This is a genomic window from Marivirga tractuosa, from assembly GCF_042140215.1.
GTDB classification, from domain to species: domain Bacteria; phylum Bacteroidota; class Bacteroidia; order Cytophagales; family Cyclobacteriaceae; genus Marivirga; species Marivirga tractuosa_A.
Map to the genome: position 1 here is coordinate 4,057,340 of NZ_CP159478.1, position 23,375 is coordinate 4,080,714.

Consider the following 23,375-nt stretch of genomic DNA (forward strand, 5'->3'; position numbering starts at 1 on the left):
TTAATTTTCAGTCAATACTTACCTATTATAATATTGAAAAATTGTAATTATTATGCTGCATTTCTGGCTGCATTTACAATCCCAAACATACTTCTCAATATGAGTTTTTTAAATATCTCCTCATCTTCAGCATTCTTAACTCCTTCACTTAATTTTTGAATGGCATATTGTTGTATGGTAATTAAAGGCAATACGATTTTCTCTCTTATGGCAATAGATGCCTGTGACACTGGAGCTTCATGCAAAATTCCTTTTTTACCACTTATTTCATCCAATTCTTCTTTACTTAGATCGAATTCCTTTTTCATCAATTGCCAAAATTCACCATAATCTTTATCCCTTCCTAAATAAGCTGTGGCTGGATAAAATGATTTAGCGATGGATTGCATGGAATTCCCTAAAAGCGTTCTGAAAAATAGAGAATCAGTATATAGTTGTTTGATATCCTTTTCCTTGCCTTTATTTTTAAGCGTACTAAGTGCTGTACCAACTCCGTAAAATCCTGGAATATTCTGCTTCATTTGTGCCCAGGCACCTACGAAAGGAATTGCTCTTAAGTCTTCAAATTTAAGTTCACCTTTTTTCCCTCTACTAGTTGGTCTACTTCCGATGTTGGTATCTCCAAAATATTTTAAAGGCGTTACATTACTTAAGTAACTGGTAAATTTATCATGTCCTTTAAAATCTTTGTAAAGCTTATAGGCAATTTCCGCCAAGTGATTTAACAACTCTCGCTCTTCCTCATTGAGCATTCTATTATCTTCAGCAAACAAATGGTTTTCTAATCCTGCTGAAAGCAATTGCTCCATATTGTATCGGCAAGAACCTACTTTCCCATAATTTGAACTGATTGTTTGTCCTTGTATGGTAACTTGCACTTCTTCATCCTCAATATTAGATCCTAAAGACGCATAAAAATCATGCATATTACCTCCACCTCTGGCAGGAGTTCACCCCTACCATCAAAGAAAATAACCTTAATACCATATTCTCTAGAAATTTCAGTAAGGGCTTCTTTTGCCTGAAAAATTGACCAATTAGCACGCAAATACCCACCATCCTTTGTTCCATCAGAAAAACCTACCATGATGGTCTGCTTATCTCCTCTACTTTTTAAATGCTCACGATAGGCGGGTATTTCATATAATTGCTTCATGATACCTGATGCATTTGCCAAGTCATCTATAGTTTCAAATAAAGGAACAACATCCAATGAATTATAAGCATTAGCACTTAATTTAATTCGTGCTAACTGGAAGACTTCCATTACATGCAAAGCTGATTGGCAATTACTAATAATATAACGGTGACAAGCCCTGTTTCCATTTCTTTTCTTCACCTCTTCTAATGCATCAAAGCTTTTCAACATTTCTTGATGGAAATCATCATAAATACTTATATCTGTAGGAAGATTATTAAAACTTAGTAAATGATTAATTTTATCTTCCTCTTGCATTTTCTCATATTGGCCAATAATGCTTTTATCATCTTCATGCCTTAAAATATCCTCCCATAAAGCATCATGTTTACGGCTATCCTGCCTTATATCCATAATTGAAAAATGAAATCCGAATACTCTTACTTTCAAAATAAATTTTTCTAAAAGTTCAGAAAATATTCCGTTGTGATCATTTCTAAGGTTATGAAGAGCTGCTTTTAAGACTTCAATTAATTCCTCAGGATGCTTAAATCCTTTGATTTTATTCCCATATAAAGCATTATACACCTTCTGTTCAGCTTCTAGTATTTTATTTTCAACTCCTTTAAAAGTTAGCCTTCTTCTTATAGCACGTAAATCCCTATAGTAGCACTTTAAAATAGTCTCTCTTAGTCTGTCGGCTACTTTAACAGTAATATCATGCGTTACAAATGGATTGCCATCCCTATCGCCACCAGGCCAAAATCCAACAGTTAATAAATCAGGGTTAATCCAATCTTCCCAAGGCTCATCAAGTTCCTCCACTAAGTCATAGAGAATTGCCGGAATACTTTTGTAAAATACATTTTCCAAATACCAACAAAGACTCACTGCCTCATCATAAGGACTCGGTTTTTCTTTATTTATAAATGGGGTTTTACCTAACTGTAACATCAGGGAGTTTATAGCTGCCAAATCGTCTTTTCTAATAGCCGCTTCCAAATCAGTATTGATAGCCAATACATTGCCAGGATAAAACTGAGTAGGGTGTGCTGTTAAAACAATTCTTACAGAAAAGGTCTTTAACTTCTCCTTAAGATTTTCCATTTTATTGGTGTGCCTGACCCTACCAATCAATTCTTTTATCGACCCTTTTCCTTTCACATTAAATATTTTCTCAAAGGCAGCATCTTCTATAGAGTCAAAAAGTAAAACTTGTCTTTCAACATATTGAATCAATTGAAAAAGTAATTGATGAAGCTTCTTTTCCTCTTTATCACCTAAAATCTCTTGTTTAAATTGATTGATAATCTCTACAGGATCTTTTCCACTTTCAAAGCCTTGCGTACTTAATTGCTCTAGCATAGGCAGCAAAGTACCCGTCCTGTAAATATGGTCATAGGGTAAATCAAGAAAAAGACTGTTATAAGCTGTATATCGAGTTGCAACTTCATCTTTATAGTTCGATTTTTTCATATAATTTAATTTTTAAGGTGAAAAAGGAAGGGAGTCCTTAGGTAATTTACGCTTTATACTTAATTATACTCAATTAGAACTGGTATGTTTTATGAATAAGAGGATTAAAAGAAAAATATAATCTCATTAAAATGTTACTCATCAAAACCTGGTCGAATAAACTTCATTGCATCAGGAAATTCAGTATGAATCATTTTTTGAAGCTTCTGTAACAATGCTAATAGAGGAAGTATTTCATCCTGATGGTCAGGAAAAAACCTGAACAATAGACCCCAAGCAGCAATAGACCTTTCAATTGAAATAAGTGTGATTTTTGCAGTTCCATTATAACTACGCTCTTCAGGCGGAAATTCTGTGTCCTCAAATTCCTTATCCATATTTTCCATCATTAATCTGTTACATTTAGCAGGAATAAAGAACATATACCATCTGATAATTTCAATAGCTTCTTTAAACTTATTTAGATTTTGATAAGCCTCATCTTCAAGCCCTAAATCAAATTTATTTAATTCAACCTCATACTTTTCTTGAATAAATTTCGAATCCAATATGCGTTCGCAATCTTTTGGGTATTGCCCTGATAATTTAGATATAGGGTGGTTTTCTCCTTCCAGCCTTTGCTCTTCTTTCTCTTGATTGATTTTATCCCATTCTTCATCGGGTATGGCATTTAGATCAATTCCTTTTTCTTTGGCCAATTCATCGATCAACTCTATGGATTTAGTAAATTGCTCTTTAATGCCTTCCCAAAAATCAGGTTTAATGCCTTTTTGCTCTTGTTCCAACATATCAAGCTCACGCTCTCCCACCGCACAACGGGCTATGTAGGGGCATTTTTTACACCACCTGTCACACCAATTATGAATTCCGGAAATATTCTCTTGATTAGACATAGTCTTATACAAAATTATTGAGCTTTTGAAATTGATAACTTGCTAAGAAACCAAATAAATATTTTTGAACAACCTCCTTTAAGGTAAATTAAAAATTATGATGTTATACAATTTCATAATAATATTAATTAGTTACAAAATTCAATAATTGAACGAGTTAAAAAATCAGAATCAACTTTTTCTATAGGATGTTGACAATTTGGAAAGACTTGTAATTGACCATTGGATAAAGCTTTATGAAAAGCAACTGTTTCATCTAAGCTTACCATATTATCTTTATCTCCCAATCCCAATCGAACTGGTAAATCAATAGTTGAAATATTATTGGTATTCAAAATAGGATTTCGACCTAATTCCAGCATCATATCGGCTGTTTGATTGCATAAACTCACCCAGTTTTCCCCATGAAGAGTTTTAAGGTGCTGTGCAAATAGAGGTACTTTTTCCTGGATTTTATCAGGATTCAGCATTTTACTTTCCTGCTCTGCCTGCTTAGGATTCCAATCCAACTTAGAGCCCAAAGTCATAATGCCATCAAAGTATTCAGGTTTTCTAAGAGCTAAAGCGAGTGCTGCATATCCTCCCATACTAAAACCAAACACATATGCAGATTGGATTTCATGCTTTTGAAAAACAGCTTCTAAATCTTCTACTAAATCATTCATGGTAAAGCTAGAGTCGGCTTCTGATCTATTTCCATGCCATCTGAAATCAGGCACAATCAAATTAAAATCCTTTGATAAATATGGAATAAGCGCATCAAATGATTTTGAGCTACCTAAAGCACCATGTAGAAGAATTAGATTCTTTTTCATAAGTATTTTGTTGCAATTTGAAATACTAATATAAGTCTTGTTGCATTTTAAACAAACCTACAATTGTTCTTTAGGAGTATCCATTTCAGACATTTCTGTGGTGTGCTATTAATATATAGAAACTTATAACAACTCTTCAGACTACAAATAACCTGCTAGCCAATAGGCACTATAGCCCATCCACTCTTTAAACAAAATATGCCACTTCATTAAAGCTTCGTAAGAAGGAAGAAACATGGACGGGCTAATCAATTCATCAGTAGTAAGAAACACTGTTGAATATGATTGTACATTAAAGCCAACTTTATTAAAACATCCTGTGGCTCTTGGCATGTGAGAAGCACCTGTGATCAATAAAATTTCAGTTTGTGAACCAATATAATCCGAAGCAAAACGTGCGCTTTCAACCGTATTTCTAGATTGATCCTCTATGATGACCTTATCCATTGGAAATTGAATAGATTCCAAATAGTTTGAAAGTACTCTGGCTTCTTGCAAATCTTTTCTTAAAGCAGTAGCCCCTCCTCCAGAAATATATAAAGTATCAATAATCCCCTGTTGATGCAGCATGATGGCTTGTAACAACCTATCCGCATTTTGATTGAAATAAACCCTATCTTTTGGCTCTTTTAGGGTATTGGTCATTCCAGTCAATAGAACCCCATAATTAAACTTTTGGCTTTTGATTTTTTCAAGATTAGCAGGCTCTGTTTGCCAAGCTTTTAGGAAGGAGTTAGCTAAAAAATCATTTGTGAAAATGACAAATAATGCAAAACCTAAAATGGCTAAATACTTTCTATATCTCCATTTTCTGAAAATGAAAAAGGTCAACCAGACTAATCCAATTAAAGTAGCTGGCATCAATAAAAAGCTGATGGTTTTAGAAAGGATGAAGAACATATTTGAATGATCTTAACTTTTCCAAGGTTTTAAACTTTGGAAAAGTTATTATTATCTACTGGTAGATTCCTTTATACTGATCTCTTTTGACTGTGCAATTGATCCAACCTTCATCTAAATCTGCTCCTATACTTTTATAAAATTCAATAGAAGGTTCATTCCAGTCCAATACTTGCCAGGTACATAGCCTACAATTTTGTTCATCTGCTTCCTGAAGGATAGCGTTTAATAATTTCCTACCATAGCCATTTCCTCTTTCCGATTCTGTTATGATTAAATCCTCCAAATACAGAACTTTACCATTCCAAGTGGAATAACGGAAATAATATAAGGCAATGCCCACAATTCCATTTTCAGTTTCAGCTACAAATAATCCATAGGCAGGATTTTCACCAAATCCATCTTTAATCAGCTCCTCCTCATCTACCACTACAGCATCAGGCTCACGTTCGTAAACTGCGAGTTCTTGAATTAACTCTAAAGTTCTTGGGATATCTTTTTCGGTTGCTCTTCTTATAGTTACGCTCATAAAAATAAAATTAACCTCAAAGTGGCTAAGGCGCAAAGATTATTTGAAAATAAATCGACAGTTGACAATATACAATTGACAAAAGTCTTAAATCTCAAATAGGATATCAAAAAAATATTATATCCAGAAAGAATTCAGTATTTTTAATTAAGTAGAACTCAAATGCTTTAGAAGACGTTTTAATATAAAAATATTATTGATGAGCACGCATGAAGAATTTCAAAAGAAGATAAATAAGAGCCTAAATCAGATGGATGCAAAAATCTCATTTTTAAATGAGGGTGTAAAAGGATTGGGAGAGGCTTTTAAAGAATTTGAAGCTGACATAACTGAGTTTATGGCTTTTTCTGCTGAAAACTATGCAGATCATGAAAAAAGAATAAAATAGTTAGAGAAGAAAATCTGATTCTAATCTGAAACAAATTACAAATCCTTTAATAAAAAAACTGGAGATGGGGAATCTAGAGCCTTTGAAGCTTTTTCTGATTATTCAGCCATTTCCATAGCCTTCTTAGATTTCCTGTATAAGAAATTATTAAAGATATTTCTTTTGGCAAAACGATAAGGCTTGTCAGAATTCAGCAATTTAGAATAAACATTTTTATTAACCCCAAAGTATTCATAGGTGGTTCCATCAAGAAAGGTAACCTCTAACAATAAGCCTTTATGTCTGAAATCCAGAATATTTGATTCAGTGGTGGTTTTAGTGTATTCAGCCAGATTTGCTTCTTTAGTTTCGGGAGCTATGCTGATTAGAAAATGATAGCCATCAATTATCTGTTGACTTTTAATTTCTGCTTCTTCTGCTTTTGGATCATTAGCTTGAAATTTATCAGGATGCCATTCTTTTACTAAATTTCTATAAGTTGATTTTAATGTCTTAAGATCAATAGGGCCTTCTACATTAAATAATTTTTTGTACTCGTTAATACGCTTCATATAGGTAATTTCTCAATTGGAGTGCAAAGGTAAGCAATTAATCCTCCGTTATTTCCTCTTATTCAAAATATAGATTTTTAGATAATCATTTAATGACGCTTTTAGTAATCATTGGCAATCTCAATCATCTTTAAATAATCTTCAACAAGCGTTTTATCCAGAGTAGAAGGATCTATCTTACTCAACAATAATTTTAGTTGTTGAACGGCTGCAATTCGATCTGGTAATTCATCATCATCTATACAACTTATTAAATCAATACAAGCATCGTATTTTATAGCACTACTCTTAGGAATAAGCTCTATTCCTGCCATTAAGGACTGTAAACTTACGGTTTGGCCATGACTATCACGTAAAAAATTTGATAAATCAAGAATTAGGTTTTCTAAAGAATCTGTTTTAAAACTAGCAAGATTATCTTCGATGATGGTTTTTGCCTTTTTCTTCGTAAAAGTAGTATCAGTTTCGGGCGGTTTGTCAAAATAACCTACAAGCAAGCCCATCACCAAATGAAAAGGATTCAGGCTAAGCTGTTCTTTCTTATCGAATTTTGATTTCTCTTCAGTAGTAAGAAAATAAGGTAGGCTAAAATCTTGACTTGCATTCAAGCGCTTTCCAAGTGCAGATTCCTGATCAAAATGCTTCCAGATGACTGCATATTTTTCTGATTTCATAAATAATATGATTTACATTTAGGTGGCGAATGCAAAACTGCAATGATTCTTTAGTTTTAGCAAAAAATAATATGAGCTAAATATCTACAGAAATAAAACAATCGCAAAATGATAGTAAGTTTGAGAACATAAAATAGACCTTAGATATAAATCTAAGGTCTTCGAATAGTTTTCTGTTGGTTAAAATAAACCTTTCAGGTTTTGACTCTAATTACATTTCCTCTTTAAAAGGTTGTAAATTCATATTATACCAAGCAAAAGCGTACTTATCTGCAATTCCATCAATAATTTTATCAGTTGGCTTTCCTGCACCATGACCTGCATTGGTTTCTATTCTAATCAAAACCGGACTTTCACCGGCATGCTTGGCTTGTAGTTCTGCTGCAAATTTAAATGAATGAGCGGGCACTACCCTATCATCATGATCAGCTGTGGTGACCATGGTGGCCGGATATTTCACACCTTCTTTCACATTATGAACTGGAGAATACCCTTTTAAATATTCAAACATCTCTTTGCTATCCTCTGCAGTTCCATAATCATAAGCCCAACCTGCTCCAGCCGTAAAGGTATGATATCTTAACATATCCATTACCCCTACAGCAGGGAAAGCTACTTGCATCAAATCAGGTCGCTGCGTCATAGTAGCCCCTACCAGTAATCCGCCATTAGAACCACCTGAAATGGCTAGCTTATCAGAACTAGTATAGCCTTTATCTATGAGATATTCTGCTGCTGCAATAAAGTCATCAAATACATTTTGCTTTTGCATTTTTGTACCCGCTTTATGCCATTTTTCTCCATATTCTCCACCTCCTCTTAGGTTTGGCTGAGCGTAGATACCGCCATTTTCTAACCAAACCAATCGGGCTACACTGAAGCTTGGACGCAAACTCACATTAAATCCGCCATAAGCATAAAGCTCCGTTGGGTTTTTGCCATTTAATTCAATTCCTTTTTTATGGGTAATAAACATCGGGATTTTAGTACCATCCTTACTTTCATAAAATACTTGCTCTGTTTCATAATCTTCAGGATTGAAATCTATTTCGGGCTTCCAATACAGTTCAGAAGTCCCTTTTTCAATATCATATTCGAAAATAGCTGAAGGATAAGTGAAAGAAGTGAAGCTATAATATAATTTTTCATCTTCTTTTTCAGCACCAAAACCGCCAGCAGTTCCAATTCCAGGTAATTCTACTTGACGAACTTTATTGCCATCATAATCAAATTGATGAATTTCAGTTTTCACATCCACCAAATAATTAGCAAAAATATAACCACCTGCTGTACCAACATTCAATACATTTTCTGTTTCCGGAATTACATCCTTATAATTTTCGGTAGAAGGATTATTGGCATCCACTTCTACCAATCTTTTATTGGGCGCATTTAAATTCGTTTCAATTAATAATCTATTGCCATCATTGTCCAATACAGAATGCTCGCTATCAAACCCTTCTGCTATTGGAACAATTGGATTACTCCAGTCTGATAAATCTTTCACATACAATTCATTCCCACTAGTACTTTCGGAGGCTGAAATAAATAAGAACTTTTCATCATCGCTCACATAACCACCAATGTATCTTCTTGGCGTTTCACTTCCACCAAAAATCAGCTCGTCCTCAGATTGAGGAGTATTGAGTTTGTGGTAATATAATTTGTGCTCCTGAGTTTTAGCAGAAAGTTCACTTCCCTCTGGTTTGTCATAACTGCTGTAAAAAAAGCCTTCATTTCCTTTCCACGATACACCACTAAATTTCACATTTTGAATGGTATCTTCTACAATAGATTTATCTTCCGTATTCATTACGATAACCTTTCTCCAATCAGAACCTCCTTCAGAAATTGAATAAGCCAAAAGACTTCCATCTTTGGTGAAGGAAGTTCCTGCCAAGGAAGTTGTGGCATCATCCGAAAAAGTATTAGGATCAAGGAATATGCTTTCCTCACCCTCTAATCCTTTTTTACGATATACTACCCACTGATTTTGTAAGCCATCATTTTTATAGGTGTAATAATAATCACCATGCTTTCTTGGAGCACTTTCCTTTGCGTAATTCCAAAGCTCGGTCAGCCTAGCTTCTATTTTATCTCGGAAAGGAATATTATTTAAATAGCCGAAAGTCACCTCATTTTGTGCTTTTACCCATTCTGCTGTTTGTTCCGATCGGTCATCTTCCAGCCAACGATACGGATCCGGCACTTCTATACCAAAATAGTTATCTACTGTATCCACCTTAGCTGTTTCAGGATAATCTTTAATCTCCATTTTCTGATTTTGTTCACCACTATTGCAGGCAAAGATTGCCAATGCAAGTGGAAAAGCCCATATTTTCTTCATGATTGTAAAGTTAAAATTTGAACTAAAATAAGGGCTTTTCGGGAGAATATCAGCAGTTTTATAAAAGCGGTGGATGTTGGGGATGGTGGGTACAATTTATTTAAATTCTACACTGAGAGAGTACCACTATTAAAAACATAGCATCCTAGAAAAGGTCTTCAGCATCTAATATTGATTTCCGAAATAAATCAGTTTATTATAATTACCTTTATTAAGCTCATTTCTGCAACTAAAAACTAGTAAATAAATTGCAACAAAGCAGTACATATACAATTTGCTTGGATAAATGATATACTAAATGGAACAACTAAAGAATTAAAATTATGAAAATCGGAAAAATAATTTTATTACTAATCATCAGCTTTATTATAGCTTTTCCTGCTGTAAGTCAAGAAAAGCCTTGGATGCTTGGGCCATTTGAAAGAGCAGAAAATCAAAAACCTATTATAGAACCAACTGATCAATCAACTTTTGATGATCCAATGACAGGTAAAACTGTAAAATGGGAGTCTATGGCTACATTTAATCCAGCCGCAATTGTAAAAGACGGAAAAATTCATGTACTCTACAGAGCTGAAGAAAAGCTAGGTGAACAAGAAATTGGCGGACATACATCAAGAATTGGATTGGCAGTATCTGAAGATGGTAAAAAATATAGTAGAAAAGAATCCCCTATTTTTTATCCTGATAATGACGAACAAAAGCAATTTGAATGGACTGGTGGTACTGAGGATCCGAGAATAGTAGAGACCTCGGAAGGAACCTATGTTCTTACTTATACTCAGTGGAATAGAGAATATCCACGATTAGCAGTTGCCACCTCAAAAGATTTGAGAACATGGAAAAAACACGGCCTATTTTTAAAACCTGGAAGGAAAGTAAATATCATAATGTGGAGACTAAGTCGGGAGCTATAGTCACAGAGATTAAGGATGGAAAGTTAGTGGCCGCCAAAATCAATGGGGAGTATTGGATGTATTATGGTGTGCCACATATTTGGCTTGCTAGTTCGGAAGATTTAATTCACTGGGAACCAGTTGAAACTCATGAAGGCAAGCTTGCACCTGTTCTTAGTCCTAGACCTGGATATTTTGATTCGTGGTTGGTAGAGGCAAGTCACTCCCCCAGTATTGACAGAAAATGGCATTGTAGTCATTTACAATGCAGGAAACTCTAACCTTATAGGGATAAAGGATTTAGGCAATCGAGTTTATACAGGTGGTCAAGCACTTTATGATGCCAATGAACCGTGGAAATTACTTGACCGCACTAACTCTCCTTTTATAAAACCTGAAAAAAGTTTTGAAAAATCAGGACAATATGCAGATGGAACAACTTTTTTAGAAGGTTTAGTATTGTTCAATGGAACATGGCTACTTTATTATGGTACGGCAGATAGCATGGTTGGGGTAGTAAGTTGGTTTGAAGAGTAAGAAATCAAATTTTACTGAAAAAAGAATCGGAATTAATTAAAATCAACCGCACTTCATCTTCTTTATTAAACTCACTAATATTAGCTAAAGCTATATTAATTGCATCCTTTGAAATGTCTTCCAGCATTCTTGTCCAAAATATCACAATCACTATCTCCTTTTCTGATGATAAATCAACTTCATCAATCACCTCATGTAGCTTAGTAAAACGAGGGTATTCAGTCAAATCCTTAACCGCTGAACGAGGGATAAAAGAGTCAAACCTTTGTTGATAATTCCAATCCAGATTTTTCATACTTCCTTTTGCATAACAATTTGCATGAAAAGAGGCTAAATCTAAATTCTCAAAATAATGAATCTGTATCGGCTGACTCAGATCTTTTTTGATAGAATCATTTTCATGTTCTCTGAAAGATTGGAAAGCTAAAGAATCAATGACGAATTTCTCTGTTTGAATATCCTTAAAATCTATAGAGGAATAGAATTGATCTATCTTAACTTCATTGACTCCTTCTATTTGATTAATCCCATACATTTTACTCATTAAAGAAGTGCAAGAGGACAAACTAAAAAATAGTAAGAGGGAATAAACTACAACTGAGAATAAAGATTTAGTCATGAAAAAATGCTTCTTAATATTAGTGATATCACTACTTTTTTAATTCTTAAACCCATCAAGCTCACACTTCACAATAGCCAAATTATCCCCATCTTCATAGTCTTGAATTAGTTTGAGCAGTTCTTGATTTAACTTACTTTGTGATGATTTTTGCAAGTCCGCACTTTCTATTTTTTCATGCTGAGCTTCCAAGTTTACTATGAAGTAAATATGTTTTTCGTCTAAGACTATTGGCCTATGATAATATCCAATTTTTTCATCTACTCGCAATCCAAAAACATCATTATCTATTTTATCATAAACCTTTGTTTCCTTTGTTTTAGTGCTGGTATAGATATGGAAACGCTTTTCATTTTTCAAAGCAGATGTAAACATGAATTGCTCATTTAATAATATATCGCCTACACCATAAGCATATCCACTTTTGGCCATAGATTGGGAAAACTCTCTCACATCTTGATAAGATTTATTTAGAAGTTCTTCAGGAATAGTATGTTTTCCAAAATTTAGATAAGTAGAATCAATAATCGAGTTTTCATTCAATTGATAAACAAATGGATTATAAAATTGAAAAAAGGATGCAGGTTTTTGCATAAAATTCCTTGATTCGATAAAATTCATAAAATCTGCTTTATTTTCATTAAAAGGAAAATAAGTATTCAGAATTTCATCGCGATTCTTATCCCAAACTAAAAGTTGATACCCATATTTTGGAGCGTAAAAATTTCCCCCATAAAGGAAATAATCTTCCCCATTCAAGCTTATCAAACTACTTGCACCTTGTAATTGCTTATTCTGATAAACAGACAAAAGCTCCCCTTCAAAGTTATAGGTCAATATTTTTCCAGCTTGGCCATCTAATAACTCAATTTGGCCATCAGGATTAATGAAAAAATTACTCAATTTCTGATATTGATTTGGCCCCTCCCCTTTAGCTGATATGGCAATTTCTTCACCTGAAACCATATTTTTAATCAATAAGTAATCCAAACCCCATCCGCAATGCATTACTAAGTAATCATTGTGAACATCTACTTTCATAAGATTATCGACCACCAAACTGTCAGAAAAATAAATAACATCCTTAAGCTTGAAATGATCACTTATTTTAAGGGTTTGAGCTTCATCTAAATCAATTTTTATAGATTTAAAGGAAGATTCTTTACCTTCCTTTTGATCTCCACATGAAATAATTAAAAAACTAAAAGCTACTAAGTACAAAATTCGAATCATAGATTTAATTTCAGAATTGGATAAAATAGATATCTTAATTTTACTTTAATAATTTTTTTAACTCCTTATCCTCCACTTCCAACAAGCCTACCTTAGGTAATCTTTTAGTCAATTCTCTCCAGTTGGCATCTTCTTTATAAATTTCCTGCAGCATTTCTGTTGCTCTTTCTATTTTCCCATCATTTGCTAATGTGATGGCCGTCCAATATTGCATCTCAAGATTTTTAGGGAACATTTCCATGGCAGCATTATATTCATTCATAGCCTTTTGCATTTTTCCCTTTTCCACAAAATAATCGCCTTGGTTCATATGCTCATAAGCTCTGTAAACTTTCACCAATCTGTTTAATTCTTGAACTGGATTTTGATGGTCGTCTACTCTTAAATCCAATACCCTATCATTCCACGGTTCATCCGAAGCTTCTGCTTTTACCACCAAAAGTGCTGCGGATTGCTTTCCTCTAATATCTCCGCCTTGCGCTTGTGCGGCTTCCAATACTTTAACCATTCTCTCTGCCAAAGGCAAATTACTGTGTTTTTTCCAAGCTTCTTCCATTTCAGGAACCACGGTATCGTTCAGCATCATATTGGCTTGCACTGAAAAATCATCACCATTGGCATGCCCAGCTTCATCTATACATTTTGCTCCAGTGTGAGTGGCTACTCTTCCTTTCGCATCTAGAATGGCTACTTGACGAAATGCCTTTCCATCGTCATTGTTCAGCAAACTATCTAAAGCCTCTTGTGGACTTAACCCAGCCTTTAACATGGCTAGTCCTCTTAAACCGAATGATTTATTGGTGAAAGATTGAGTTGCCACTACTCCTACTCCAGCTTCACCCCAGGAAACTGCAGTTCCAACACTAAACCAATGACTTTGAACTGCCACAGCCATTTCCCCTGTTTCTGCATCTCTGGCAACAATAGAATAAGTATGTGCTAAAGGATCATTTGGTCTATTTAATTGACTTAATGCTTCGAAACTGAAAGAAAAGAATAAGATTATTAAGTATATATTTTTCATAGTTATAGTGATTTAAGAATAGATCATTAGTGTATACTATTTAAGAAATTTGATAAAATCTGATTATAACCTTCCTGATTATCATGTAAAGTAGAATGACCTGCTCCTTCCACCACTTTAAAAGTTGAATTAGGTGTCAAGTTGCTAAAGTATTTCACTGTTTGAGGTCGGGCTTCGTCATATTGTCCTGTAACAAATAAAGTGGGCACTTTTATTTTACTTAAGCTTTCGGTTCTGTCAAAATTCTTCAAAGTCCCAGTACATCTAAACTCACTTGGTCCCCACATATAATTATAGATTACTCCATTTCCTGAAACTTCTACAGTATCTAATGGATGAGCCTTTTTGGAAGACCTTAATCCAAATTGACTCCAATAATAGGCGTCTGCTTTTTGATAATCTTCACTGTTGTATTCTCCCGTTTCATTAGCCTCATTGATAACTTCCTGTGTTTCTTTTGGTAAGGTTTTGATCAGTGTATCCGCATCTGCCTCCCATCTTGGTGTGCTTATAAGCGGACTACTTAAAATCATTCCTTTAATGCCTTCAGGATATTGAAGGTAATATTCAACAGCTAGTGCACCTCCCCAAGAGTGGCCTAATAAATAAAATTCATCCAATTCCAATGAGTCTTTTACTGCTTTTACTTGCTGAACAAAATGGTCAACTGTCATTAAGGTAGTATCGGTATGATAATCAGATCTTCCGCCACCTAACTGGTCAAACAAAATCACTTTTCTATCCTCATTTTGTGGGCTTAATTGATAAAAATAGCGATGCGTACCACCTGGGCCACCATGTAAAGTTAAGATAGGTGCATACCCTCCTTCTCCCATAACTTTATACCAAATTTTACCGCCTTCAACCTGAATTTTACCTTCATGAACCGAAAGTTGATCTTGAGATTCTTGTGATTGGCAACTAAATATTAGAAGTAATGAAAGAAAGGTTAGCAATGTATTTTTCATAAATGGGAAATTAAAATTGAACTTTAAATTAGTTAATTATTTTCAAAATCATAAAAATTAAATTTCTAATTCGTATCTATAAATCAACAGAAACACCATATTATGGTAATTACCCTATCAAATGCTAAATCCCTGTGTCATAGGCTTTGCATTAAAGTAAGTTAACAGCTAACCTTGAAATCATACTACATAAGAAAAGAATACTATACTTTTCCAGTTAAAGCTGAAAATCTTACAGAAATTTGAAGGTGAAAACACCTTCAAAGGGAGTAGTAGATGAGAAATTTTGAGATATTAGTTTTGACTTCAGTAGACAAGTAATCACAAAATTTCAAGCATAAAAAAACGCATGAAGCAAGGCTCCATGCGTTTAAAAATAAGAATTAAAATTTTCCTATTTCACAATAAAGTTTGTGCTAACAGGCTCTTTCACTGTATTCGCCTTCAAGATATACATTCCTTTTTCTAAAGTACTTACATCAATCACATTGATCTCTTTATCAGAAGTAATAGATTTTACTAATGCACCATTACTGCTATAAATCTGAATTCCTTTAGATGCATCAATGTTTTTAATGTTAACATTTAACTTATCCTGAGCCGGATTAGGATACAAACTGTAAATCGCAAGGTTATCTTCATTACCTAATGCTTCACCGCTTAGGTCATTTGAAGTAGCCACCATGCTTGAAGTACTGTTTGTGATATTAACTGTATAATCTTCAACTTCTCCATAAGCAAAAGCTTCGCAAGAAGTTGCTTGTGAGTTATACTTCATAGTCACTCTCATTCTAGTAGGACCAGTCAAAGCAGTTGAAGGAATATTTAAAGTAGCACTTAGTAAATTACTGCTACTTGAGGAACCGTTAACCAATCTCTCACCTGAACTGAACTCACCATCTTGATTTAAATCAATCCATATGCTCCAATATTCAGTGTAACTACTTCCGCTAAATGCTGCCTGAACATTCATAGTAGTAGAAGTTCCTCTTGGTAAATCAGCTGAAAGGTTTGTAAAGTCAGCATATCCTCCATTGTCTCCGCTGGTATTATCAATGCTACCTAATACTACTCTTTGAATCCACTCATAGCTTGAGTTATTTCCCTGAGAATCACAATATTCTAATTGGACTGGTGCTTCAGTCGTAAATTGACTTGAACTTGAGTAATTACTATTGCTAGAAGAGCAATTACTTCTTACTTGCCATTCATATTGAGTATCAGCTGTCAAACCTGAAACATTCACACTATTACTAGAAGCTGAAACAGTACTCCAAGAGCTTGTTCCTGCTACTCTGATTCTTACTGTATAATCATTTGCAGCGCTTTCACTTGACCAAGCTAAAGTTGCTGTAGTTTCTCCTATACTTGAAGAGGATAAACTTGAAGGCACTGTACACACTTCAGGACTTCCAGTCGTGATATTTACCGTATAATCTTCTACTTCACCGTAAGAAAAAGATTCACAAGCTGTTGGCACACCATTATATTTCATTGAAACTCTCATGGTAGTATTTCCTTCCAATGCTCCTGAAGGAACCGTGAAACTTCCACTTACAGGGGTGTTGTTGGTAGCAGATTGCGTCCAAACTTGTTCACCTGCATCAGAAAAATCTCCATCCTGATTATAATCGATCCATACACTATAACCTTCATTATATACAGTTCCTGTCCATTCCGGAGTTACAGTGATCGTATTAGCATCGCCTTTACCTAAATCAGTAGATTGAGAAGTGAAATCAGCATAACCAGAACTAGCAGCACCAGAAGAATTATCAAGGCTTCCTAATTGTACACGACCGATATATTCATCAGAAACATTATTTCCGTTAGAATCACAATATACCAATTGAACTTCAGTGGTAGTAAAGCTTACGCTTGAAGAATAAGCAGAAGAAGTTCCATCAGAACACTTGCTTCTTACTTGTGCCTCATACTGTGTAGTGGAGCTTAAGCCAGAAAGTGTAATTGAACTTGATGAAGTGCTTTCAGTGGTCCAAGAAGAAGTACCTGATACTCTATAACGAACATCATAAGTAGTACCGCTTACAGCATCCCAATCTAAATCAGCACTATTAGAACCTACGTTTGAAGCAGAAAAGCTTGTAGGAGTAGTCGCTTCACAAGCTACAGGATCTCCAGAAATACCTGTTACTACTAAAGAAAAGTCTTGGCTTCCACTTGCTAAAGAACCTTTATGAGTAACTGTAATAGTATAAGATCCACTTGCATTATTAATATCCACTCTTTCAAAAGGATCAACATTATTATCACCTTTTGAATTACTATTTACTCCAGTTAATCTATATGGTGAGTAAGTAGTTGAATTCTGAGTTACTCTGATATCTAAATCGTTTACCAATACTGGGGTGTTGTCATTTGTTGTTCCAGTGTTAGCAGTTCCACCTTGGTCAGTCCAAGAAATAGAAGCTAGTAATGGGCTATTTCCATTTGATTCAACAGTAATAGAATAAGATTCACCACTATTTAAAGTTAATTCTTCTACTTTAGAATCATCACCTGCACCTGAAATAGCTTCAGCAGCTCTTTTAGCATTCATTAATCCCCAACCCCAAACAGCGTCAGGACCAGAAATACCTGCATCATCAGCAGTATGTAAAACCAAGCCTTTAATTGTTGCCGCTCTGGCATAGTTTCCGAACACATTATTTGCATGCTCTTGTAAAACCAAAATAGAACCTGCTACATTAGGAGATGCCATTGAGGTTCCTGTGATAGAATTATATGCTGAATTACTGCTCTCATATGTTGAGTAAACTCCAGTTCCGTTTCCAGTAATGTCTGGCTTAATTCTAAAATCATCAGTTGGCCCCTCACTTGAGGAACTATTGATACTCACTCCAATTAAATTTCCATTGCTATCAATATTAGCATCTTGTGCATTGGCTACTACCAAATTATTTTTAGCAGTAGAATGACCAGATAATTTATCAAATGAGCTATTGCCATTTAATGGGCTGCCATTATAACTATTTTGATTCCCATCATTACCAGCGGCTACAACCATCATATAATATGGAGAATTATACATCAAATCATCCCAATCTCTTGATTCAGCTATATATGCACCAAAATACCAATCAGGTAATTGATCACCTCTATAGCCATAGGAATGATTAGAAACCAACATTCCATTTGCTGCTGCATTTGTAGCTTCAGAAAGATCACTATTCCAGTCATATCCTACTGCATTAGCATAAGGAGCCATACCTTTTGCATCAGCCTGAACACCTGATGCTATTATAGTTCCTGTTACGTGAGCAGCATGAAAATTCAATGTACTTGAACCATCTCCAACTGAAAAACGATTAGAACCGCCAGGGCCATCATATTCTTGATGAGAGGCACGAGCTAATCCACCATCCCAAACATGGGCAGTCATATTTATCTCCGTTAAGATTAAGTCCTAATCCTCCACCTGAATTAAGAAAATTAGTTCTTGTGGATTTAGCAGCATCAACATTATAGGTGATATAATAAATTGGTTCACCAGTGGCTGTTACTTTTTGTAGCTCCGCATATCGACCATCTTCAAATTTCATTTTAACTTCCCAACCTTTTTGTTGAGCCATTTGAAGAGCTTCCTCTTTTTCTTTTTGGGCTTTGGTTGAAAAGCTTTGCTCCAATTCTCTCAACAACTGTGTGTTGTATTGATTGGTAATCTTAGCTTTTTGTTGAACCGTTTGAGCCATAACGGAACTTGCTAAAAACAAGCAACTTATGGTCAATAAATTTAGTTTAGTAAAGATTGTATTCATTTCATTTAGTTTTTGTTAAAGAACCACTGAATAACTTATCCAGCGTATTGCAAAAAAAGTAAATATAATTATTCTAATATTCATTATTTAGCTACAAAGGTCATCTAAACTGGAAGTCTTCTAAAAACATAATTAAAGAAGGTTTAAACATCACCCTATTAGATGTAAGTACATATAAATTGCGGAATATTTTTAAAGAAAGGAAACTGATATCGAAAAAAGAATCACGCTTATCAACTATTGACATCTTATATAGGGTTTTGGTCTATTTTTGGGTTATTTATATTCATTTAATTACAATTATAAGAATTTTATTCTTGAAAATTAAAAATTATAGCAATAAATATTTTGTTTGGCCAATTTGAATAAAATCAGTTTTTATGAATAATTAGCTTAAAACCATTTTAAAAAAGGAATTTATAAGATGTAATATTTTAAAAAAATTTTAAATTTTTATCCCCATGTTTTAACGGAAAAGTTATATTATTTTGACATTCAAAAACAAAAAACAAAATGACAATAATTGAATTTTTCTAACACAAATAGGGTTTCCAATAATTATATTTTTTCTAAAGTCGAGTATTATGTCTTAAATTAATATATTTCATTTTCAAAAATTAACCACAGCTACTATGAAATTCTTACACCTATTAATTACTTTCTTATTTTTCTATTCTGCCTATTCATTTTGTCAGTATTATCCTGATCACAAATGGGAAAGAAAATCAGCTTCATCGCTTAATATGAACCAAGAGCTTTTAGACAGTGCTGTTCAAATTGCCAATCAGAATGAAAACGCTGTTAATAGAGATTTAAGAATAGCGATTATTGAGGCTTTTTCCAGAGAACCTAATTTTGAAATTCTTGGCAAAGTGAAAGAAAGAGACGGGCCTGCAGGATTAATTATTAAAGATGGATATATAGTAGCTGAATGGGGAGATATTAATAGAGTAGATATGACCTTTAGTGTTACTAAGAGTTACCTTTCTACTGTTGCTGGATTGGCACTGGATAAAAATCTTATCCATAATATAAATGATAAAGTCTATAATTATGTATGGGATGGCACTTTTAGTGGTGAACATAATAAAAAAATAAGCTGGGATCATCTTCTTACTCAATCTTCAGATTGGTCTGGTCAGCAATTTGGCCTTTATGATTGGTCAGATCGTCCTCCCGGAGATGGTGGAATTGACGATTGGCGAGCAAGAAAATTAAACGAGCCAGGCACTTATTATAAGTATAATGACATAAGGGTAAATGTATTAGCTTATTCACTTTTACAAGTTTGGAGAAAATCCCTTCCTCAGGTTTTAAAGGAGGAAATTATGAATCCTATAGGAGCCTCTACTACTTGGCGGTGGCTCGGGTATCATAATTCATATGTAAATGTAGACGGCTTACAAGTTCAATCTGTTAGTGGCGGTGGTCATTTTGGAGGCGGTATTTTCATTAATTCATTAGATCATGCCAGGTTTGGACTACTTTTCTTAAGAAATGGGAAGTGGAATGATCAACAATTAATTTCTGAAGATTGGGTAAAAAGTGTTCAGAAATCTTCACAGGCAAATCCAGACTATGGTTATTTATGGTGGAATAATAGCCAAGAGTCATGGGAAGGAGTTAGCAAAGAAGTTTATTATGCAGCTGGCTTTGGAGGAAATTATATCATCATAGATGAAGCAAACGATTTGGTAGTAGTGACAAGATGGATAGATAACTCTAAAATTGATGATGTGATGAGGTTGGTTCAAAAATCTGTAGAATGAAGCACTTCTTAACAATTTATTTCCTTCTACTTTTCTCGATCCATTCAAACTTTGTATTTGGTCAATCCACTTATCAAAATGGATTTGTCGTCACTAACGAAAATGATACAATTTTTGGTCAATTAAGAGATAGAAGCCCTGAACCATTCGGTAAAATTTTCAATAAAGTGAGAATGAAAGGTTTTTGGATCTTTGATAGAAGATTCGGACCTAAAGATTTGAATTCCTACACTATAGGTAAAGATGTTTATGAATCAATTTGGTATGATAGCTACACCGAATTATTCACTGTTTTTCATGTAAGCGTACCCAATCGAGGTGAAAGAGTTTTTATGAGGTTAGCAGTAAATGGAAATGTTAAATTATATTGGGATGAATACAGAGACCCTGAAAGCGGCTATGAATTAGAAATTCCTTTCTTCAAAAAAGTAAATTCTGATGAAATGATTCGTGTCACTCAAGGTATTTTTGGTTTTAAGAAAAAGCATTTGGCCAATTTTTTTTCAGATTGCCCTGATCTAGTACAAAAAATGCATGACGGCTATTTTGAAGTACCTGAGCATATGGCTGAATTTTACAATGAAAATTGTCATTAGTACAAACAAGATCTACAATCTACCCACCCACATCTAAGGTGTTAAACAACTTTCTTTCCTAGGGTTCTCTTGAAAATTAAAACGTGACTCTAATTATCATTCAAAGCAAATATAAAGTCTCATTTTTTGAAATTTTATCATATCTAAAACCTCAAAAAGCTTTGATTTAGAGGAAATCTGAGGTTTTAGATATTAAATCTAGATTTATACCCAAAATTATATCTTGTAGTTTCTACTTTTCCTTTTTGTCCCGAATGCTCGGGAACAAAAAGATGCTTCATCGCTACATACCATCGCTGGCCCGCCTTTTTGTCCTCCTGCCCGCCCTCTTCGAGCAAGACCTGTCCCGTATTTATCGGGATATTATTTAGTTTTGAAGATTGGTAGTATTAATCAAGAGAGGCCTTCCTAAGAAATTATAAATTCTAATGCATCTTCAGGTTTAGAGCATAGTTTTACGGGTCGATTTGTTACTTTTATTATCGTATTTAAATAATACTTCTTAAAAGGTGATGCATCCGTAACCACTCCTGTTTTATCAATACCTTTTTCTTTACCTCTAGGTGAAAAGTCTTTTTCAAAATGCTTTCTGGCGGCAACTGGAACAACTCCTTGTTGTCTTATGTCACTATAAAATCCTATTACCTTTTTTCCTTTAACATCCTCAAAAAGCTGGTTAAATAAATTGATGTATTCCTCCTCTGTAAACGATCCATGCCATTTTACACCTACCACCTTTATTTCTTCATCATAATAGGTTGTAGCATATTTGTATTGGCTAAGTATATTACCATCATTCACTAATTTATCTTCACTTATTTTTATAGAATCCATATTGCTTTAATTATTTATCAAACAGAAATAATTTAATAAAATAAGGTGTTACTCTCAATAATATACTTGGATTTATTTCCAGAAGAGCATGGAATAAGTCTTTTTCCCCTTTACAAAAAATTGATTTATAATAGATTTTTTAAAAATCTCAGTATGTTTTAAGCCAGAATTACTACTTTGAATATAATCACTCTTCATTTGTTTAAAATCACGGTGCGCTTTTAATATAGCATTTGCATTGGCTTTTTTTCCTTTAGCAATAAATTGAATAGCAGCTAAAATATCTAACCTCTTCCTTCTATTTTTAATAGAGTTAAATTCTGCTTTACTTAAATTTTTATAGAGCAATAACCAATTGTTACGGAAATTAAGATAAGTCTTAAATGGACTTTCAGCTGTCAAAGTACCACCTCCTACATGAAAAACAGTGCTGTCTCCGCAATAATGAATCTGGTATCCAGCATTTTTAGCCCTCCAACAAAAGTCAATTTCTTCCATATGGGCAAAGAATTTCTCATCTAATCCACCCAAGTCATGAAAAGCTTGAGATTTCACAAAAAGACAAGCCCCAGTTGCCCAAAAAACAGGAATACTATTGTCATATTGCCCTGTGTCTTTTTCTAAATGGGAAAAAATTCTTCCTCTACAAAAAGGATACCCTAAATGGTCTATAAAACCACCTGCAGCTCCTGCATATTCAAAAAGTTCTTTATTGTGATAGGATTTAATTTTGGGCTGGCAAGCAACTATTTTTTCGTTTTGCTTCATTACGGCAATCACGGGTTCTATCCAATTTGGAGTAGTCTCAACATCGGAATTTAATAGAACATAAAAATCTGTTTTGACTTTATCTAAGGCAAAATTATAACCTCCAGCATAGCCCAAATTTTCGGGTATTTCAATAAGTTTTATTTCAGGAAAATGAGATTTAAGGTAATTGACAGAATCATCGGTAGAAGCATTATCGGCTACTATTACCTGGTGGGGACTAGAGTTTTTAATTACATTCGGCAGGAATTTCTCAAGAAAATCCCTGCCGTTAAAATTAAGTATGACTACTGCAACGCTATCAGCCATTGAACATATTGCCTAAATCCATCCCTGGAATATTAGGGAGTGCTCCATCGGTAGCTTTTCTCATTTCTTCCTTTGCCAGTACATCAACTTCTTCCATGGCTTTGTTTACAGCCGCAACAGTTAAGTCCTGGATCATCTCTTTATCGTTTTCGTTCACTAGGGAGCTATCTATTTCTATGCTAACTAGCTGCTTTTTACCATTCACTTTTGCCTTCACCATTCCAGCTCCTGCTTCTCCTTCTGCTGTGATGTGAACAAGATTTTCCTGAGCTTCCTTTACTTTACCCTGAACTTCTTTAATCTGTCCCATCATCTTCATCATATCAAACATA

General features: G+C 34.3%; 22 protein-coding genes and 1 pseudogene. 6 read left to right on the forward strand and 17 right to left on the reverse strand.

Features of this window, described 5'->3' with window-relative positions:
• Nucleotides 1-50: 50 nt before the first annotated feature.
• The 5 genes and pseudogenes from ABWH96_RS18115 to ABWH96_RS18135 all read right to left on the reverse strand — a co-directional run bounded on the left by ABWH96_RS18115 (nucleotide 51) and on the right by ABWH96_RS18135 (nucleotide 5,751).
• Nucleotides 51-2,614, reverse strand: a pseudogene (locus tag ABWH96_RS18115) (phosphoenolpyruvate carboxylase).
• 134 nt (nucleotides 2,615-2,748) lie between these two features.
• Complete coding sequence (locus ABWH96_RS18120) at nucleotides 2,749-3,507, reverse strand: hypothetical protein (RefSeq protein WP_375578912.1); 759 nt, start codon at nucleotides 3,505-3,507, stop codon at nucleotides 2,749-2,751.
• A gap of 128 nt (nucleotides 3,508-3,635) precedes the next feature.
• On the reverse strand, nucleotides 3,636-4,322 hold the full coding sequence (locus ABWH96_RS18125) for an alpha/beta fold hydrolase (RefSeq protein ID WP_375578913.1): 687 nt from the start codon (nucleotides 4,320-4,322) through the stop codon (nucleotides 3,636-3,638).
• Nucleotides 4,323-4,463: 141 nt separating this feature from the next.
• Complete coding sequence (locus ABWH96_RS18130; protein WP_375578914.1) at nucleotides 4,464-5,222, reverse strand: YdcF family protein; 759 nt, start codon at nucleotides 5,220-5,222, stop codon at nucleotides 4,464-4,466.
• Between the two features lie 55 nt (nucleotides 5,223-5,277).
• Complete coding sequence (locus ABWH96_RS18135) at nucleotides 5,278-5,751, reverse strand: GNAT family N-acetyltransferase (RefSeq protein ID WP_375578915.1); 474 nt, start codon at nucleotides 5,749-5,751, stop codon at nucleotides 5,278-5,280.
• Nucleotides 5,752-5,950: 199 nt separating this feature from the next.
• On the opposite strand from ABWH96_RS18135, the gene ABWH96_RS18140 reads away from it, so the two are divergent.
• Nucleotides 5,951-6,139, forward strand: coding sequence for a hypothetical protein (locus tag ABWH96_RS18140; RefSeq protein ID WP_375578916.1), 189 nt, complete (start codon nucleotides 5,951-5,953; stop codon nucleotides 6,137-6,139).
• 98 nt (nucleotides 6,140-6,237) lie between these two features.
• Here the strand turns inward: ABWH96_RS18140 and ABWH96_RS18145 are convergent, their stop codons facing one another.
• From ABWH96_RS18145 to ABWH96_RS18155, 3 genes are all read right to left on the reverse strand, one after another.
• Nucleotides 6,238-6,690 carry a KTSC domain-containing protein gene (locus ABWH96_RS18145; RefSeq protein WP_375578917.1) on the reverse strand — a complete coding sequence of 151 codons (453 nt, stop codon included), beginning with the start codon at nucleotides 6,688-6,690 and terminating at the stop codon, nucleotides 6,238-6,240.
• Between the two features lie 101 nt (nucleotides 6,691-6,791).
• Nucleotides 6,792-7,364, reverse strand: coding sequence for a hypothetical protein (locus tag ABWH96_RS18150; RefSeq protein ID WP_375578918.1), 573 nt, complete (start codon nucleotides 7,362-7,364; stop codon nucleotides 6,792-6,794).
• Nucleotides 7,365-7,575: 211 nt separating this feature from the next.
• Nucleotides 7,576-9,711, reverse strand: coding sequence for a prolyl oligopeptidase family protein (locus ABWH96_RS18155; RefSeq protein ID WP_375578919.1), 2,136 nt, complete (start codon nucleotides 9,709-9,711; stop codon nucleotides 7,576-7,578).
• Between the two features lie 323 nt (nucleotides 9,712-10,034).
• Between ABWH96_RS18155 and ABWH96_RS18160 the strand changes: the two genes are divergently transcribed.
• The 3 genes from ABWH96_RS18160 to ABWH96_RS18170 are packed head-to-tail and all read left to right on the forward strand — an operon-like array spanning nucleotide 10,035 to nucleotide 11,144.
• Nucleotides 10,035-10,628, forward strand: a complete 594-nt coding sequence (locus ABWH96_RS18160; protein WP_375578920.1) for a hypothetical protein — start codon at nucleotides 10,035-10,037, stop codon at nucleotides 10,626-10,628.
• Nucleotides 10,604-10,888 carry a hypothetical protein gene (locus tag ABWH96_RS18165; RefSeq protein ID WP_375578921.1) on the forward strand — a complete coding sequence of 95 codons (285 nt, stop codon included), beginning with the start codon at nucleotides 10,604-10,606 and terminating at the stop codon, nucleotides 10,886-10,888. Before ABWH96_RS18160 ends, ABWH96_RS18165 begins: the two co-directional genes overlap by 25 nt.
• On the forward strand, nucleotides 10,842-11,144 hold the full coding sequence (locus tag ABWH96_RS18170) for a hypothetical protein (RefSeq protein ID WP_375578922.1): 303 nt from the start codon (nucleotides 10,842-10,844) through the stop codon (nucleotides 11,142-11,144). The genes ABWH96_RS18165 and ABWH96_RS18170 overlap by 47 nt, the downstream gene beginning before the upstream one ends.
• Nucleotides 11,145-11,148: 4 nt before the next feature.
• On the opposite strand, the gene ABWH96_RS18175 is transcribed toward ABWH96_RS18170, so the two are convergent.
• The 6 genes from ABWH96_RS18175 to ABWH96_RS18200 form a co-directional block, all read right to left on the reverse strand.
• Nucleotides 11,149-11,763, reverse strand: coding sequence for a hypothetical protein (locus ABWH96_RS18175; RefSeq protein ID WP_375578923.1), 615 nt, complete (start codon nucleotides 11,761-11,763; stop codon nucleotides 11,149-11,151).
• Nucleotides 11,764-11,802: 39 nt separating this feature from the next.
• Nucleotides 11,803-12,996: a hypothetical protein gene (locus tag ABWH96_RS18180; protein WP_375578924.1), complete on the reverse strand. Its 1,194-nt coding sequence runs from the start codon at nucleotides 12,994-12,996 to the stop codon at nucleotides 11,803-11,805.
• A 40-nt stretch (nucleotides 12,997-13,036) separates the two neighbouring features.
• The gene (locus ABWH96_RS18185; protein ID WP_375578925.1) at nucleotides 13,037-14,020 is read right to left on the reverse strand and encodes a DUF1028 domain-containing protein; all 984 of its coding nucleotides are present in this window, start codon (nucleotides 14,018-14,020) and stop codon (nucleotides 13,037-13,039) included.
• 26 nt (nucleotides 14,021-14,046) lie between these two features.
• Nucleotides 14,047-14,988 carry a proline iminopeptidase-family hydrolase gene (locus ABWH96_RS18190; RefSeq protein WP_375578926.1) on the reverse strand — a complete coding sequence of 314 codons (942 nt, stop codon included), beginning with the start codon at nucleotides 14,986-14,988 and terminating at the stop codon, nucleotides 14,047-14,049.
• A 394-nt stretch (nucleotides 14,989-15,382) separates the two neighbouring features.
• On the reverse strand, nucleotides 15,383-18,391 hold the full coding sequence (locus ABWH96_RS18195; protein WP_375578927.1) for a GEVED domain-containing protein: 3,009 nt from the start codon (nucleotides 18,389-18,391) through the stop codon (nucleotides 15,383-15,385).
• A complete protein-coding gene (locus ABWH96_RS18200) occupies nucleotides 18,336-18,767 on the reverse strand; it encodes a hypothetical protein (RefSeq protein ID WP_375578928.1) in 432 nt (143 codons plus the stop codon). Before ABWH96_RS18200 ends, ABWH96_RS18195 begins: the two co-directional genes overlap by 56 nt.
• Nucleotides 18,768-19,399: 632 nt before the next feature.
• Here ABWH96_RS18200 and ABWH96_RS18205 point away from each other — a divergent pair.
• Both ABWH96_RS18205 and ABWH96_RS18210 read left to right on the forward strand, forming a co-directional pair.
• Complete coding sequence (locus tag ABWH96_RS18205) at nucleotides 19,400-20,536, forward strand: serine hydrolase domain-containing protein (protein WP_375578929.1); 1,137 nt, start codon at nucleotides 19,400-19,402, stop codon at nucleotides 20,534-20,536.
• Nucleotides 20,533-21,132, forward strand: coding sequence for a hypothetical protein (locus tag ABWH96_RS18210; protein WP_375578930.1), 600 nt, complete (start codon nucleotides 20,533-20,535; stop codon nucleotides 21,130-21,132). The genes ABWH96_RS18205 and ABWH96_RS18210 overlap by 4 nt, the downstream gene beginning before the upstream one ends.
• 408 nt (nucleotides 21,133-21,540) lie before the next feature.
• On the opposite strand, the gene ABWH96_RS18215 is transcribed toward ABWH96_RS18210, so the two are convergent.
• The 3 genes from ABWH96_RS18215 to ABWH96_RS18225 all read right to left on the reverse strand — a co-directional run bounded on the left by ABWH96_RS18215 (nucleotide 21,541) and on the right by ABWH96_RS18225 (nucleotide 23,374).
• A complete protein-coding gene (locus tag ABWH96_RS18215) occupies nucleotides 21,541-21,966 on the reverse strand; it encodes an STAS/SEC14 domain-containing protein (protein ID WP_375578931.1) in 426 nt (141 codons plus the stop codon).
• Between the two features lie 72 nt (nucleotides 21,967-22,038).
• Nucleotides 22,039-23,043 (reverse strand): glycosyltransferase family 2 protein, encoded by a 1,005-nt coding sequence (locus ABWH96_RS18220; RefSeq protein WP_375578932.1) that lies wholly within the window; start codon nucleotides 23,041-23,043, stop codon nucleotides 22,039-22,041.
• Nucleotides 23,036-23,374 carry a YbaB/EbfC family nucleoid-associated protein gene (locus ABWH96_RS18225; protein ID WP_375578933.1) on the reverse strand — a complete coding sequence of 113 codons (339 nt, stop codon included), beginning with the start codon at nucleotides 23,372-23,374 and terminating at the stop codon, nucleotides 23,036-23,038. Before ABWH96_RS18225 ends, ABWH96_RS18220 begins: the two co-directional genes overlap by 8 nt.
• Nucleotide 23,375 lies beyond the last annotated feature (1 nt).